Origin of the sequence: Pseudomonas sp. FSL W7-0098, from assembly GCF_005930585.1 — a bacterium.
GTDB classification, from domain to species: Bacteria; Pseudomonadota; Gammaproteobacteria; order Pseudomonadales; family Pseudomonadaceae; genus Aquipseudomonas; species Aquipseudomonas bubulae.
Genome location: NZ_RXHW01000004.1, coordinates 383,636 through 399,614, shown reverse-complemented (window position 1 = coordinate 399,614; position 15,979 = coordinate 383,636). Strand labels below are relative to the sequence as shown.

The 15,979-nt window shown below is 57.5% G+C and carries 12 protein-coding genes; 1 reads left to right on the top strand and 11 read right to left on the bottom strand.

The features are described from left to right. Positions 1–50: 50 nt before the first annotated feature. The 6 genes from FHL07_RS10020 to FHL07_RS09995 form a co-directional block, all read right to left on the bottom strand. Positions 51–1,961 carry a cation-translocating P-type ATPase gene (locus FHL07_RS10020; RefSeq protein WP_094999564.1) on the bottom strand — a complete coding sequence of 637 codons (1,911 nt, stop codon included), beginning with the start codon at positions 1,959–1,961 and terminating at the stop codon, positions 51–53. Beyond that, positions 1,958–3,016, bottom strand: a complete 1,059-nt coding sequence (gene hflK / locus FHL07_RS10015) for a protease modulator HflK (RefSeq protein WP_095017932.1) — start codon at positions 3,014–3,016, stop codon at positions 1,958–1,960. Before hflK (FHL07_RS10015) ends, FHL07_RS10020 begins: the two co-directional genes overlap by 4 nt. Then, positions 3,013–4,026 (bottom strand): protease modulator HflC, encoded by a 1,014-nt coding sequence (hflC, locus tag FHL07_RS10010; protein ID WP_094999566.1) that lies wholly within the window; start codon positions 4,024–4,026, stop codon positions 3,013–3,015. The genes hflK (FHL07_RS10015) and hflC overlap by 4 nt, the downstream gene beginning before the upstream one ends. A gap of 11 nt (positions 4,027–4,037) precedes the next feature. Beyond that, positions 4,038–5,972 (bottom strand): protease modulator HflK, encoded by a 1,935-nt coding sequence (hflK, locus tag FHL07_RS10005; RefSeq protein WP_138738424.1) that lies wholly within the window; start codon positions 5,970–5,972, stop codon positions 4,038–4,040. A gap of 150 nt (positions 5,973–6,122) precedes the next feature. Beyond that, on the bottom strand, positions 6,123–7,457 hold the full coding sequence (locus FHL07_RS10000) for a serine hydrolase domain-containing protein (RefSeq protein ID WP_095020597.1): 1,335 nt from the start codon (positions 7,455–7,457) through the stop codon (positions 6,123–6,125). 18 nt (positions 7,458–7,475) lie between these two features. After that, positions 7,476–8,468 carry a LysR family transcriptional regulator gene (locus FHL07_RS09995; RefSeq protein ID WP_238705529.1) on the bottom strand — a complete coding sequence of 331 codons (993 nt, stop codon included), beginning with the start codon at positions 8,466–8,468 and terminating at the stop codon, positions 7,476–7,478. A 186-nt stretch (positions 8,469–8,654) separates the two neighbouring features. Here FHL07_RS09995 and FHL07_RS09990 point away from each other — a divergent pair, with 186 nt between their 5' ends. Next, positions 8,655–9,617: a bifunctional GNAT family N-acetyltransferase/nucleoside diphosphate kinase regulator gene (locus tag FHL07_RS09990; protein ID WP_094999570.1), complete on the top strand. Its 963-nt coding sequence runs from the start codon at positions 8,655–8,657 to the stop codon at positions 9,615–9,617. A gap of 134 nt (positions 9,618–9,751) precedes the next feature. Here the strand turns inward: FHL07_RS09990 and glmS are convergent, their stop codons facing one another. The 5 genes from glmS to atpD all read right to left on the bottom strand — a co-directional run bounded on the left by glmS (position 9,752) and on the right by atpD (position 15,972). Beyond that, positions 9,752–11,587, bottom strand: a complete 1,836-nt coding sequence (gene glmS, locus FHL07_RS09985) for a glutamine--fructose-6-phosphate transaminase (isomerizing) (protein ID WP_094999571.1) — start codon at positions 11,585–11,587, stop codon at positions 9,752–9,754. A gap of 9 nt (positions 11,588–11,596) precedes the next feature. Beyond that, positions 11,597–12,364, bottom strand: coding sequence for a DeoR/GlpR family DNA-binding transcription regulator (locus FHL07_RS09980; RefSeq protein WP_088378585.1), 768 nt, complete (start codon positions 12,362–12,364; stop codon positions 11,597–11,599). 269 nt (positions 12,365–12,633) lie between these two features. Then, on the bottom strand, positions 12,634–14,001 hold the full coding sequence (glmU, locus tag FHL07_RS09975) for a bifunctional UDP-N-acetylglucosamine diphosphorylase/glucosamine-1-phosphate N-acetyltransferase GlmU (RefSeq protein WP_138738423.1): 1,368 nt from the start codon (positions 13,999–14,001) through the stop codon (positions 12,634–12,636). 115 nt (positions 14,002–14,116) lie between these two features. Continuing rightward, the gene (locus FHL07_RS09970; protein ID WP_029611653.1) at positions 14,117–14,536 is read right to left on the bottom strand and encodes a F0F1 ATP synthase subunit epsilon; all 420 of its coding nucleotides are present in this window, start codon (positions 14,534–14,536) and stop codon (positions 14,117–14,119) included. A gap of 56 nt (positions 14,537–14,592) precedes the next feature. After that, entirely contained in the window at positions 14,593–15,972 is a 1,380-nt protein-coding gene (gene atpD, locus FHL07_RS09965) for a F0F1 ATP synthase subunit beta (RefSeq protein ID WP_016782877.1), read from the bottom strand. Between the last annotated feature and the right edge of the window lie 7 nt (positions 15,973–15,979).

Sequence of the window (15,979 nt, the reverse complement as noted above, 5' to 3'; positions counted from 1 at the left end):
GGACAGGAGGTCGACGCTAGAGCGAGCGCGACCGTTTATCCGAATCACTTTCAAGCCAACTTCAACGGCTGCAGGGGTTCATGAAACCGCAGTAAACGCCCGGCATTGCCCAGCACCAGCAATGTGCTGAGGTTATGCAACACCGCGGCGATCATCGCGCCGGCGGCCCCCAGCCAGCCAAACGCCGCCGCCGCGACAATCGCCAGGGTCCAGCCCAGGCCGATGATCACATTGACCTGCAAAGTATGCCGGCACTCACGGCTCAGGCGCACGCAGGTGCCCAGCCGACGCAAATCGCTGCCGATCAACACGATATCCGATGACGCCAGCGCGATATCCGCGCCACCGGCGCCCATGGCAACCCCCACCACACCGGCCTTGAGCGCCAGCGAATCGTTGATACCATCGCCCACCACCATAGGCCGAAAGCCGTTGCCGATTTCACTCAGCACACGTTCGAGCTTGTCTTCGGGCAGTGCCTGCGCTTGAACTTCGTTGATGCCCACAGTGTGCGCCAAATGCTCGGCCACGCTCTGGCGGTCGCCGGTCAGCAGCACCTGGCGCCCAAGCCCCAGTTCACGTAATTCACTTAACGCCTGTCGGGCTTCGGGTTTTACGCTATCTGCCAGCAACAGCCAGCCCAGGAAATTGCCATTGAGGGAAAGCCCGGCAATGGGGCCATCGTGGTCAGGCACGGCACTGGTGGTGATGTTCAATTGACTGAACAATTCAGGACGGCCCAACGCTGCTTCACCCTGCCCGGTGCTGGCCACAATGCCCAACCCTTGTCGCTCGCGCACATCATTGAGGGTGAGCATCTGCTCGTGGCTCACCAACCCGGCCAGCGCCCGGCTCACCGGGTGGCTGCTGGCGGCGCCCAAACTGGCGGCCAGTTGCAGCAGCGGTTGCTCGTGCAGCACATCGGTTTCGATCGCTTGCAGGCGCAAAGTGCCGTAGGTCAGGGTGCCGGTTTTATCCACAACCAATGAGCTGAGGTCTGCCAGCTCTTCCAGAAACGCCGAACTACGGATCAAGATCCCGTGGCGCGCCGCCACGGCAATCCCGGCAATCGCCGTCGCCGGTGCCGACAACACCAGCGCACAAGGACACGCAGCCACGAGCACTGCCAGCATGGCCTGGGCATCGTTGGTGATAAACCAGGTCACTGCTGCAATCATCAACACCAACACCATATAACTGCCAGCATAGCGTTCAAGCAAACGGGTGATCGGCGGCTTGGCGCGCTCGGCGCTTTGCATCAGGGCGATGACTTTACCTAATGTCGATTCTTCACCGGTGCGGGTAACCTGTACCCGCAGTAAACCATCGAGGTTGATGGCCCCACCAAAGACCGGCATGCCGCTACCGACTTCCAGCGGCACTGACTCACCGGTAATAGAGGCCGTATCCAGGCTGGCCTGCCCTGCCAGTACCAGACCATCGGCGGGCACCCGATCTCCAGCGCGCACCTCTACCTGATCGCCGCTTTTAAGGGTGGCGTTGTCGACTTCCAGCAAACTGCCGTCAGCCTGAAATAAACGCGCCTGGCTGCGGGTCAGTTTGCCCAGGGCATGGATCGCTTCCTGGGAGCCAATCACACTGCGCTCTTCCAGCACATGGCCAAAAATCATGATGATCGGCAGCAAAGCCGCCGTCAGCAAATCGCCGGTGGCCCAGGCGCCGAGCATGGCCAAGGCAATTAACTGGTCGGTAATCCCGTGCAGGCTCGGGTAGCGCAGGCTGTACCAGGCCGAACGCATGACCGGCACGGCCACCAATATTGAAGCAAAACCCAGCAGCAACTGACTGACGCCGATTTGCGCGGGCATCAGCCAGCGCCATACCAGCCCCAAACCCAACAACCCCAGCGCCAGCATGGCCAGTGTCAGTTGGCGCGCTGCGCGACGTTGTTCGGGACCGGTCAACAGGCTCACGGCGGGTTGAGTGGCAGACGCATTCATTGTTCGGCTCCCTGAATAATCAGGCGGGAATCATCGTTGGGATCGACGCTGGTGACAGAACCGGCCTGCCCCAGAATCCTGGGCATGCGTTCGCGGTACAGGCGCAACATCAAGCCAGAATCATTGCCGGCCTGCTGTACCTTGGCCAGGTTGATGATGGTAGACGTATCTGCCTGAGCCTTGGCCAGACGCTCGCTGGCCTGGGCCTGGGCCTGCTCGACACTGCGATCAGCCTGCTGGGTGGCCGATTGGGTGACTTTGGCCGCTTCATTGCGCGCTGCAGCCACCGCTTGCTCCGCATGCTGGCTGGCCGTCAGTACCGCATTGAAGGCATTCACCGCAGGGCCCGGCAAACTCGATTGCACATCCACCCGTACCACTTGCAAACCAATACCCTGCCCGGTGGCACTCAGGGATGCGAGTTGTTGGTTGATGCCTTGCACCAGATCACCGCGCAGGCGCTCACGGCGTTCAGCTGCCTGGCTGTCGCTGCCGATCAGTTCCGGGCGCGCCACCAGAATCGTGTCCAGATCGCGGGCGGCGCTCAGCGCAACGGCGCTACGTGTCACCAACCGGTCCAGCGCAGGCAGTACATGCTCACCTTGCAGCACAAACGCATAGGGCTCGGTGACGTTGTAAAACACCCGTACATCCAGTTGCACCACGCCAGCATCACCGGTCAGCAAATACCCGGAACCGGCCAGCGCATCGCTGACCGGCGTGGCGAACGAAGCTTTTCGATCGGCCTGCAACGCCACATCCGAGCGCAGCAGATTTTCAATCCGGCGTTCACTCACGCGGTCTGCTGCGGGGACGATCACCACTTGCTCGAAAGGCTTTGGCCACGCCCACAACAAGCCGGCATTCTGGATACGGTCCAACGCGCCCATGCGCAATACCACGGCACGATTTTGCGGATCGATCTGACGCACATTGGAAAACCCCCAGGCAACCGCCGCGAATACAGTCACCGCGTACAGGCCCAAAAATGCCAGTCGCCCCGCCTGTTGCCATGGGCTGCTGACACCTTTGATTTCATCAGGTGCCTGGCTCATGGCTGCGATCCAGCCTTGGCATCCAGCTTCGGCGGGCCATCGACCAGTACCCGGAAGGGTGCGGCATCGGTGCGCAAAATAATTTTTGTGCCGGGATTAACCATTGTTCCCAGCGTATCGAGCGCGCGCAGTTCGTTGTACAGCGCGGGCGAACTGGCATAGGCACGACCATAAATCTGCGCGGCTTCTACCCGCGACTGCGCTTCGATATCCGCGGCCTTGATGCTCGCATCGGCCTGCAGGATGCGCGCATCGCGTTCGGCAGCGGAGCGGATTTGCGCCGCTTCGCGCTTGCCTGCGGCGGTGCGCTCCGTGGCGATGGTTTCGCGCTCGGCACGCATGCGGTCAACCGTCGCCGTGAGCGTGACCGATGGCAAAGTCAGGCGCTCCACGCCCACTTGCAGCACACGCACACCATAGGTGTTGAGCAATTGCTGTTCGATCTGCTGACGCAATTGCGCTTCAAAGTCGGCAATTTTGACCTGGCTGGCATCGGTGTTCACCAGGCTTGAAAGATCAAAACTGGCAGCCGTCGTTTCCAGTGCCGACCCCACAAATGTACGGATCTGCCGCGCCGCTTCGTCAGGCTGATTTTGTACGGCGCGCATAAAGCGCTGCACATTCTCGGCATCGGGCTGCACCTGCCAGGCCACATAGGCCTGCACAATAATCCGCAGACCATCGCGAGTGCCCACGTCCTGCAGGCCGCTGGAGGTGGTGCGCAAACGCAGATCCACCGGCACGCTGACTTCAAATGGCGCCGGCCAGCGCCAGCCCAGACCGGGCTCCAGCAGCACCCGGGCCGGGTTGCCAAAGCGGGTAATTACCGTGGCTTCGCCGGAACGTACTTGCACCAGGCTCGCCGCGGCGATGGCAAACAGCACCAGCAATGCCGCCCAGCCCATGCGTCGCCACGGGAAGGGGCTTGGCTCAAGGGTATCGTCATGATGGTGATGGCCGTGGTGGGAACAGCCATGATGATGGCTGCTGTGATCGTGGGATTGAGACAAGAGAAGACTCCTTACTGAGCAGCTTTACGCGGCGCGACAGGATCGGCCGGCAGCGTGAAAGAACGCAGGTCGAGGGTCGGCGCACTGCTGCCCCCAAGGCGATGGTCGAGGATCAGCAATCGGGCATTGTTCAGCCCCTGGCTTAACTGGCTCAGGTACTGTTCCAAAAGGAACGCATGACCGGCACTGGCGTAGGCTTTTTGCTCGGCGCCAAAGCGCAGATCAGCTGTCAGTGCGGTGGCATTTATTTCACGCGCCAGCGCATGGGCTTGATCCAGGGCGACGCTGGCCTGCAATTGCGCCACATTGGCTTGTTCACTGGCCGCGCCCCGTTCGCGGGCAATCAGGGCCTGCGCGCTGATCTGTGCTGCCTGCACACCGTGATAGGCATTGGCGGCCCCGGCAGGTGGGTGGATGGCTTCAACCACGGTGGCAAGAATTTCCACCCCGCTGTCCAGGCCATCCAGATCAGCCTGCACGGCGTGGCCTATATCATCGGCCAGCGCACTGCGCTGCTCACCGAGCACACCATCAAGCGTCCGAGAGGCAAAGTCGTGTACCAGAATGCGGCTGGCGGTAGTGCGAATCAGCGTCGGTACATCAGCACTGTGATAAGTGGCGGCAATGGCGGCGTGGTCGCTCAGGCCAATGCGATAGACAAAACGCACGTCCATATTGACGATCTGAAAGCCCTGTTTGTCGCCACTGTCGCTGGCAATCACCTGGGACTTGTCATTCACATGGGTGGCATCCCACAGGCGATTGGCGGTAAGCGGTGGTAAACCATCGGCAGGCGTGAGTAGCGGATCGACAGTCGATTCTGTGCTAGTGGCCAACTCATGTACCACACCGTTTTCCACCGCCAGGACTCGCCCAAAAGGCCATGGCAGGCCCACGTGCAAACCCGGGCCCAACACTTCAACCGGCTCACCAAAGCGCTCATAAATCCCTCGACCTTGCAGCGGGATTTCACTCACACCGCTCAGCACCCAGCCGACAGCAGCAACCACCGCCAGCACCGGGAAAAACGCTTTGCGCATAAAGGTAAAAGCCCAGATTTGGCGCAGGTCGATGCCGAACCGGTTATGCAATTCGCTCTGCAGCGTCAGCAATGGCTGAGGCGGCCAACGCAACATACCAGCGACAAAGCTTTGCCCGATCATGCGCGGTTCTAGTTTGTCGCGGCGCGGGATGAACAGTGCAGCCAGCGCCCTCAGAATCAGCTCAATAGCCACGGCAGCAGGTAGCAACCCGGTCAGCACCGCGAGGCGGGCAGGCCACACCGCATCGTCGCTGCTGAAAATCAGGCACACGGCGCTCAGGAGCAAAGTGAGGATGGGCACGCGAACCAACGGTGCCAGCAAACGCGCCTCCGGCCATTGGCCAGGGTGTTGCTGCGCCAGGAAACGTTCGAACACTAACAGTGCAAACGCGCACAGCACCGCAATGCCAGCCGCGACACTGCCCCAGGTTCCCAGAGTCAAACCGGGTAAAGCCAGGTTCCAGGTGTGCTGGACGCTCCACCAGGCGACACCGCTCACGCCTGCCAGCCACAAAACGGGCGCGCCGATGGTGGCCAGCACCTGTTTTGCCCCGGCATCAATCCGCTGGTTAAAACGTTCAATGCCACGCAACTGTTCGTCGGGCGCGACCTCAGCCACCTGTGGTGCGGGGTTGAGTGCGTCATTGCGCCAATCCGCCACCCAGTAAGCCGATTGAACGCCTGCGGCCAGCACCAGCATGGCTGCTGCGTTATTGCCCAGCAGCACCGGCCACAGCGATTCCGATGAAAACAGACCTATAAAAAATGCCAGCACCCACGCCAGCAACGCCAGGACTGCCAGCACTACCCCCAGTAGATAGAGCTGACGAGCCTGTGCGCTGGCGCTTTGGAAACGAGGCAAAGACTCGAGCCGGCCCTCCTCTGCCTCTAAATCGACACGCATGGAAACACTCACTTATGAAATATCTAGTTACGATATCGCAGAAATGATGAAACTTTTGTCGAGCTTACGGATTCTTCATCTTGGTTTAAAAACGGCGAAACGCCGCTATGGGAGCCGGTCAAGCACGACTCCCAGCGTTTTTTGGCGCTATCAGTCCGGGTGAGTCATCAACTGTTTGGCCAGGGCTTCAAATGCAGGAATAGTCACCGGATCGTTAGCCGAGTTGCTGGCAACCGGGTTGGAGGCATAACGCACAATAACCATTTCGGCTTTCGGGTCAATGTAGGTGCGCTGACCGTAAACACCGCGTGCCATAAAGGCACCATCCGCGTTGTGCGTCACCCACCACATGTCGCGATAGCTGGCGCCCTTGAGCAAGTCATAACCGGCTTTGGCAAAGGCCGCTTTATCGCCGCCACCACGAATGTCATCGACAACCGCCTTGGGTACGATTTGCTTGCCGAGATACTGACCATTGTTACGGATCATTTCTCCAAAGCGGGCCATGTCCCGTAGCCCTGTATTCAAACCACCCCCCGCAAACGGGGTACCGATTGAATCCACGGTGAAATAGGCCGATTGTTCAGCGCCAATGCGCTGCCAGATTTTTTCCGAGAGCAATTGCGCAACGTTACGCCCTGTCACTCGTGCAATGACCCAGCCCAGCACATCGGTGTTCACGGTTTTATAAGCGAAGGCCTCGCCGTGCTCCCCCTCCGGCTCGACCGTCTGCAAATATTCCATATAGCTTTGCGGGCCGGTGTAGTCCTTGGGTTTGGGTAGCGGGTTACCGGCCTGTGCATGCTTCCAGACTTCAGCATTGGGGTCGGCATAATCTTCGCTGTATTTAAGCCCCGTGGTCATGTCCAGCACCTGGCGCAGGGTGGCGTTGCCAAAGGCCGACTTGGCCAGCTCGGGGACATACTCAGCAATTTTTTTATTGGCATCCAACGTGCCATCAGCCACCAGCATCGCGCCCATAGTACCCACCACGGACTTGGTCATCGACATGGCGCCGTGCTGGCCTTCGGGGGTCAGCACACCAAAGTAACGCTCATAAACAATTTTGCCGCGGTGCAGCACCACAATGCCGTCGGTGTAGTTCGCCGCCAGCGACTGTTCCCAGGTCATCGGCTCCTTGCTGCCCAGTGGCACGAAGGTCAAGGCGTCGATATCCGTGCGCAAGGCTCTGGCCAGCGGCACGGGCGCACCCAGGCCACGGGAGACATTGGTGGTAGGCATCAATTGACGGAAGTTGGAAACACTCCAGCGCATGGCGGGAAACTGGAAATAACTGCCGTCGGCAAAGCGCACGATGCGATCCGGCGGGGGCGGTGCACCGACCATCCAGCCCAGCTTCGCCGGGTCGCTGGCAGCGGCGTCCGGGTAACTGGTTTTATCGCTGGCACAGGCGATGGAAGCCGCCAGGCAAGTCACTAGAAAAACCGCACCGGTGCGGGCGGGTTTGATAAATTGCTTGATCATCGAAAATTCCTTTTCAGTTCATGGCCGTGCCCTACCCTGCGGGATAAGCAGTGGGAATGTATAGCGCACACCAGCACCCGCAGGCGATTTTGCGCACCTGAAATTTATTTTTTCGATCAACCCTTCCAGCTCATGAAAGTCGCTGTGGATGGTTCGTTCACGGCTCCAGATCATGTCCAGAGTGAAAGTCGGAAAACCGGGCGGCGGTTGGAGAACTTTAATGTTTGGCGGCACATTCAACGTCGCCACTATTTTTTTCGGGATCACGATCAGTGCCGGCACCGCCAATAAAACATTGACCCCGGCGTGATAGGAGTTGGCCCGGGTAAAAATACTTCTACGCCGCGACTGTTTTTCCAGCCAGCCATCCACCATGTTTTTTTCCGACTGCCACGGCGTTGGAAATATGTGCGGCGTGTCACAAAATTCATCAATATCCAAAAAAGATTTAGCCTGATGTTTTGCCACGCTGGACAGGCACACAAAAGAATCTTCAGTAAGGCTGCGATAGCCCAGCAACGGATGCCGTTGGTGATAGCCCGGGCCGAAGCCAAAGCAAACGTCGGTGTCAGAAGCCAATAACTCACTGATGGGCAAATCCTGGCCCAGGCGGCTCACACTCAACGCCCAGTTGCGCCCGGTTGAACGCACCTGCTGCAACAATGCAGGCAACATGAGAATTTCAAAATATTCCGGGGCAGTGATATTCCACTGACGCAGCGCGGTGCCCTGCCCTGCTCCTTCCTTGGCGCACTGATTGATGCACTGCAGGATGTTTTGCAGATAGGGCTTGATCGCCAGCACCCGTGCCGTGGGTTGCATGGCGCCGTCGGTGTTCTCGAAGAGTTTGTCGTCGAAACAGTGGCGGAGTTTTTTCAGGCTGTAACTGATGCTTGATTGGCTGAGATTCAACATTTCTGCCACACGCTTGGCGCTGCGATTTTCGATCAACAGCAAGACAATCGAAATATCCTGCATATCCAATTGTTTCAGCGCATTGGTGTAAAGCATGCCAGCTCCTTGCTGAAGTTATCCACAACCCAGAAGCCACAAGACATCCACGTACATTTGCTGGCGCTGCTTGCGGCGAGGCTCTGGGTCGGACCAAAGGGTAAACGAAGATATCCCCGAACTCTCCCGACCATTCGGCATTACTTGCGTTATGTCTTAAAATAGCCGGTTGCCGAAAGAACCGTCATGGCCGTAGCCATGAAGGGCTTTCATCCCTTGAAAATAAGTGTGGTGAAGATGAACAAGCCTTTCATTTCGCTGTGCCCGGAAGTTACTCGGGCGCATGCGTTGACGTTGATGGATTGGTTGGAAGATGAGCGCGTCACCTGTTATCTGAGCGATTCACGTCATGTCTCCCGCTCCATCGAGCAAGCCATTGATAGAACCCAATTGCCAATCCTGACCCATCTGTTCAACCAGGGCGGCCGATTCTTCATGGCTTATGACCGGCATGACGCCCCGGTAGGCTTTGTCCGTCTGATCAAGACCGGCTCAAATTGCGAGATAGTCCTGGTCATCGGAGACAGCGACAAATGGGGCCGAAACCTTGGCGCCCGCACGATCCGCGAAGGCATGAAACTGGCCTTCCTCGACATGCGGGCCAAGAAGCTCATCGCCAAGATCCACCCGGACAACACGCGCTCGGTAAAAGCCTTTCTGCGCAGCGGCTTTGTGCTTGAAAGCGAAACGCCCACATTGAAGTCATTTTCCATGGCAGCGGGGCGCTATCTCCAGCTCTTGCGCGAAGGTACCGTTGGCGACTCCACCAGGATCTACATCACTGAAATCGACAAGGCCAGGCTCGAGAGTCTAATCGCTCTGGAGCAAGGTCCGACGGTTGTTGAGCTCGAACATGAGCTTGAACGAGCCATTGTCGTCAAGCCGCAGCAGGTGGCGGGCAATGTCGTCACGATGAACTCCAGGGCTTTAGTGCAACTGGACGACGAAGAGATCGAAGTGGCCTTGGTCTACCCGGAAGACGCGGACAGTAACGCCGGGAAGCACTCTGTGTATTCCGACATTGGTGCTGCCATCCTGGGCTATCAGGAGGGGGACGCCATAGACTGGCGAATTTCTGATCGGACCCGCCGAATTGAGATCAGGAAAGTGCTTTACCAGCCAGAGGCTGCGGGCCATTTCCACCTGTAATTGATTCTTTCCCTCAGTGTTGGTCAAGCAACCTGGAAGAAGGGGATCTGTCGAAGAAGGGAGCCCGTAAGTGGCTCCCTTCATTCGCGACAGTTTTAACTCTCTAAACCACTGAGTAGAGTCCCGGCTGTGATTTATTCCACAGTCACGGATTTAGCCAGGTTACGCGGCTGGTCCACGTCAGTGCCTTTAAGCACGGCCACGTAGTACGACAGCAATTGCAGCGGGATGGTGTAGAGGATCGGCGCCAGCACATCGTGGATATGCGGCATGTTGATCACATGGGTGCCTTCGCCGTTGCTCATACCGGCTTGTTCATCAGCAAACACAATCAGCTCGCCACCGCGGGCACGAACTTCTTGCAGGTTGGATTTAAGTTTCTCCAACAGCTCATTGTTCGGAGCAACGGTCACTACCGGCATGTCGTTATCCACAAGTGCCAGAGGGCCGTGCTTCAACTCGCCCGCCGGGTACGCTTCAGCGTGGATGTACGAAATTTCTTTGAGCTTGAGTGCACCTTCCATTGCCACCGGGAACTGAGCGCCACGGCCCAGGAACAGGGTGTGATGTTTATCGGCAAACAATTCAGCCACTTTTTCAACCACCGAATCCATCGCCAGGGCTTCGCCCAGACGCGCTGGCAAACGACGCAGTTCTTCTACCAGCTGTGCTTCAACGCCCTCTTCCAGGGTGCCGCGCACCTGGCCCAGAGACAGGGTCAGCAGCAACAGGCCTACAAGCTGGGTGGTAAATGCCTTGGTGGAAGCCACACCGATTTCGCGACCGGCTTGGGTTAGCAGCGTCAGATCCGACTCACGAACCAGCGAGCTGATACCTACGTTGCAAATCGCCAGGCTACCGAGGAAGCCCAATTCTTTTGCATTGCGCAGTGCTGCCAGGGTGTCAGCGGTTTCGCCCGATTGCGAGATCGAAACAAACAGGGTGTCCGGTTGCACCACAACTTTGCGGTAGCGGAACTCGCTGGCCACTTCAACCTGGCACGGAATGCCTGCCAGGCTTTCGAGCCAGTAACGGGCAACCATGCCAGCGTGGTAGCTGGTACCACAGGCGACGATCTGAACATTGCGAACCTTGGCGAACAATTCCTTCGCTTGTGGACCGAAAGCTTGAACCAGTACATGGTCAGCACCCAGGCGGTTTTCCAGGGTGCGTTGAACTACAGCTGGTTGCTCGTGGATTTCCTTGAGCATGTAGTGGCGATACTCGCCCTTGTCGGCCGCTTCGGCGCCATCGCTGTATTGCACGGCTTCGCGTTGAACGCTCTGACCGTTTACGTCCCAGATCTGCACGCTGTCACGACGAATTTCAGCGATATCGCCTTCTTCCAGGTACATGAAACGGTCAGTGACCTGACGCAGTGCCAATTGGTCAGAGGCCAGGAAGTTTTCACCCAGGCCCAGGCCAATCACCAGCGGGCTACCGCTACGTGCAGCAACCAGACGATCCGGCTGTTTGGCGCTGATCACAGCCAGGCCGTAGGCACCGTGCAACTCTTTAACGGTGGCCTTGAGGGCCTCGGTCAGGTCGCTGTGATCTTTGAGTTTGTGGTTTAGCAGGTGGGCAATGACTTCGGTGTCAGTGTCCGAGGTAAACACATAGCCCAAGCCTTTGAGCTGCTCACGCAGGGCTTCATGGTTTTCGATGATGCCGTTATGTACTACAGCCAGATCGGAACCGGAGAAATGCGGGTGAGCGTTACGCTCGCACGGCGCACCGTGGGTGGCCCAACGGGTATGGGCAATGCCCAGACGACCGGCCAATGGCTCACCGGCCAGAGCTTGTTCCAGCTCGGCCACTTTGCCGTTGCGGCGCATGCGTTCCAGGGTGCCGTTGTTGGTGAAAACAGCCACACCTGCGCTGTCGTAACCACGGTATTCAAGACGTTTCAGGCCTTCCAGCAGAATGGCCGTGATATTACGTTCAGCGACTGCGCCAACGATTCCACACATAAAGTTCTCCTAGCTTAGGGCCGCGCATAACAATGTTATGCCCCGGGCCTGAATCTGTTCGCGTGCCTCAAGGGGCAGGCGATCATCGGTAATAAGGGTATGGACGCTGCTCCAGGGCAGTTCCAGGTTGGGTATTTTTCGACCAATCTTGTCCGACTCGACCATCACGATCACTTCACGCGCGACGTCAGCCATGACCCGGCTCAGACCCAACAACTCGTTAAAAGTTGTCGTGCCGCGCTGCAGGTCTATGCCGTCAGCACCGATGAACAGTTGATCGAAGTCGTATGAGCGCAACACCTGTTCGGCAACCTGTCCCTGAAAGGACTCGGAGTGCGGATCCCAGGTGCCCCCGGTCATCAGCAATACAGGCTCATGTTCCAGTTCACTGAGTGCATTGGCGACGTGCAGGGAGTTGGTCATCACTACCAGGCCAGGTTGCAGGCCCAGTTGTGGAATCATCGAGGCCGTGGTGCTGCCGCTGTCGATGATGATGCGCGCATGCTCTTTAATCAGACCAACCGCTGCACGGGCAATGGCTTGCTTATAAAGAGAAACTGGCTGAGGGACATCACTGACCAGTTCTTGCGGCATGGTGATCGCGCCGCCATAACGACGCAATAAAAGCCCGTTACTTTCGAGTGCAGCCAGATCCTTGCGAATCGTAACCTCAGAGGTTTCGAAGCGCTTGGCCAGTTCATCCACACTGACTTCGCCCTGCTCGGCAAGCATGGCCAGGATGTTGTGTCTGCGTTGTGGCGTATTACGTTTGGACATAACGGCTTAAGTTTCGTTTCGAAAGATAACGAAAGCAATGAAACCGTATCTCGAAACCTTCGTCAAGAAAATGTTGTGGGCTATTTTCTGTGAATAAGTCGATATGGGCCTGTATTCATTGGCCAAAACGCTTATTTAGGCCCGCAAAAAACAAAGCCTTATCCACAGGGCGTGAATAAGGCTTTAGGTAACTCATTGATTTAAAACAGTTATAGGATGACTTGTTAATAACCTTAAATCATCATCGCCTTTCTGTGGATAACTTTAAATCAAGGCTTTGGCTGTTTGACCGGACGCTTCCAGCCATCAATGTTGCGCTGGCGCGCACGACCAACGGCCAGTTGCTCCGCGGCAACATCCTGATTGATGGTCGAGCCTGCAGCAGTGGTAGCACCGGTGGAGATATCCACAGGTGCAACCAACGAGTTGTTCGAACCAATAAATACATCAGCGCCCAACACGGTCTTCCACTTGTTGGCGCCATCGTAGTTGCAGGTGATGGTGCCAGCACCGATATTGGTGCGCGGTCCGACCTCGGCATCGCCCAGATAAGTCAGGTGACCGCATTTGGCGTCTTCACCCAAGTGGGCGTTTTTCAATTCGACAAAGTTACCCACATGGGCACGGGCATCCAGCACACTGCCCGGGCGCAGACGAGCGAACGGACCGGCATCACTGTTCTCGCCCATCACGGCACCGTCGAGATGGCTATTGGCCTTGACCACAACACCTTTGCGCAAGGTGCTGTCCTTGATTACGCAATTCGGGCCGATGACCACGTCGTCCTCAATAACCACGCGACCTTCAAGAATCACGTTGATATCGATCAGCACATCACGACCCACGGTGACTTCACCGCGCACATCGAAACGCGCCGGGTCACGCAAGGTCACACCCAAGGCCATCAGGCGACGGGCTTCGCGCAACTGGTAATGACGTTCCAGCTCACTGAGTTGTTTACGATCGTTGGCGCCCTGCACTTCCATCGGGTCAAGGGCATGCTCGGTGGCCACGACCAAACCATCGCTAACCGCCATGGCGATAACGTCGGTCAGATAGTATTCGCCCTGTGCGTTGTTGTTCGACAGACGGCTCATCCAGTCAGCCAGGCGACGGGTCGGCAAGGCGAGGATCCCGGTGTTGCCTTCGGTAATTGTACGTTCGGCTTCGGTTGCGTCCTTGTGCTCAACAATCGCACACACCTTGCCATCCGCATCACGCACGATACGACCATAACCAGTCGGGTCGGCCAGGTTGACAGTCAGCAGGCCCAGTTGCTCGGGGCCAACTTGCTTGAGCAGACGTTGCAGGGTCTCGACCTCGATCAGCGGTACATCGCCGTACAGGATCAACACGTTTTCTGCGGTCAGAAATGGTAGCGCCTGAGCCACGGCATGGCCGGTACCCAGTTGCTTGTCTTGCAGCACAAAGTTCAGGTCATCAGCAGCCAGGCGTTCACGTACCAGTTCGGCTCCGTGACCAATGACGACGTGGATGCGGGTCGGTTCAAGCTGACGAGCGCTGTGGATAACATGGCCAAGCATGGAGTTGCCTGCCACGGGGTGCAGAACCTTGGGCAGGGCAGAACGCATGCGGGTGCCCTGACCTGCGGCGAGAATAACGATATCGAGAGACATGACTGGCTACCAATCCTGGGTGGTCAGCGGTTGCGACCAAAAAGTATTTCGCGGAAAAAGAAAAAGGGTAGCCGAGGCTACCCTTTTTAATCAATCACACAATAAGACAGGAGGCTTAGCCGCCAAACTTCTTGCGGATTTGCTGGACGGTGCGCAGCTGAGCTGCGGCTTCGGCCAGACGTGCAGCAGCAGATCCGTAATCGAAATCTGCGCCTTTTTCGTTCAGTGCCTTCTCGGCAGCCTTTACGGCTTCCTGAGCGGAGGCTTCATCCAGGTCGGCAGCACGTTGCACGGTGTCGGCAAGAACCTTGACCATGTTCGGCTGAACCTCGAGGTAACCACCGGAGATGTAAAACACCTCCGATTCCCCGCCCAGCTTGATCAGGCGGATCGGACCTGGCTTGAGTTCAGTGATCAGCGGAGCGTGACCCAGAGCGATACCAAGATCACCCAGGCTGCCGTGCGCAATCACCATCTCGACCTGACCGGAAAAGATTTCTCCTTCCGCACTGACGATATCGCAATGGACTGTCATCATATTAGCCATCTGATTGCCTCAACCTGATTAGCGCCCGTTGCCGGGCGCTGGAATTACAGTTTCTTGGCTTTCTCGATCGCTTCTTCGATGCCGCCGACCATGTAGAACGCTTGTTCTGGCAGGTGGTCGTAGTCACCGTTGAGGATGCCTTTGAAGCCAGCAATGGTGTCTTTCAGGGAAACGTATTTACCCGAAGCGCCAGTGAAGACTTCAGCCACGAAGAACGGCTGAGACAAGAAACGCTGGATCTTACGAGCGCGGGATACCAACTGCTTGTCGGTTTCCGACAGCTCGTCCATACCCAGGATCGCAATGATGTCCTTCAGTTCTTTGTAACGCTGCAACACGTACTGAACGCCGCGAGCGGTGTCGTAGTGTTCCTGGCCGATTACGTTCGGGTCCAGCTGGCGCGAAGTCGAATCCAGTGGATCTACTGCTGGGTAGATACCCAGGGAAGCGATGTCACGGGACAGAACGACGGTAGCGTCCAAGTGGGCAAACGTGGTCGCAGGCGACGGGTCAGTCAAGTCATCCGCAGGTACGTATACCGCTTGGATCGAAGTGATCGAACCGTTTTTGGTCGAAGTGATGCGCTCTTGCAGAGTACCCATCTCTTCAGCCAGAGTCGGCTGGTAACCTACTGCCGAAGGCATACGGCCCAGCAGTGCGGATACTTCAGTACCGGCCAAGGTGTAACGATAGATGTTGTCAACGAACAACAGTACGTCGTTACCTTCGTCACGGAACTTCTCGGCCATGGTCAGGCCGGTCAGTGCTACGCGCAGACGGTTACCCGGCGGCTCGTTCATCTGACCGTAAACCAGTGCCACTTTGTCCAGTACGCTGGAATCCTTCATCTCGTGGTAGAAGTCGTTACCCTCACGGGTACGCTCGCCCACACCAGCAAACACAGAGTAACCGCTGTGTTCCATGGCGATGTTACGGATCAGTTCCATCATGTTTACGGTTTTGCCTACACCGGCACCACCGAACAGACCAACCTTACCGCCTTTTGCAAACGGGCAGATCAGGTCGATAACCTTGATACCGGTTTCCAGCAGGTCGTTGCCGCCAGCTTGCTCAGCGAAGGACGGTGCTGGGCGGTGAATGCCCCAACGCTCTTCGGTGTCAATCGGGCCAGCTTCGTCGATCGGGTTGCCCAGAACGTCCATGATCCGGCCCAGGGTAGCTTTACCTACTGGAACGGAGATGGCTGCGCCAGAGTCGGTGACTTCCAGACCGCGCTTCAAGCCCTCGGTGGAACCCATCGCAATGGTACGAACCACGCCGTCGCCCAGCTGTTGCTGAACTTCCAGAGTGGTTCCGGCCGCGCTTTGTACTTTCAGCGCGTTGTAGATGCTCGGTACGTTTTCGCGTGGAAATTCCACGTCGATCACGGCGCCGATGATTTGAACGATACGTCCGCTACTCATAGCTGGA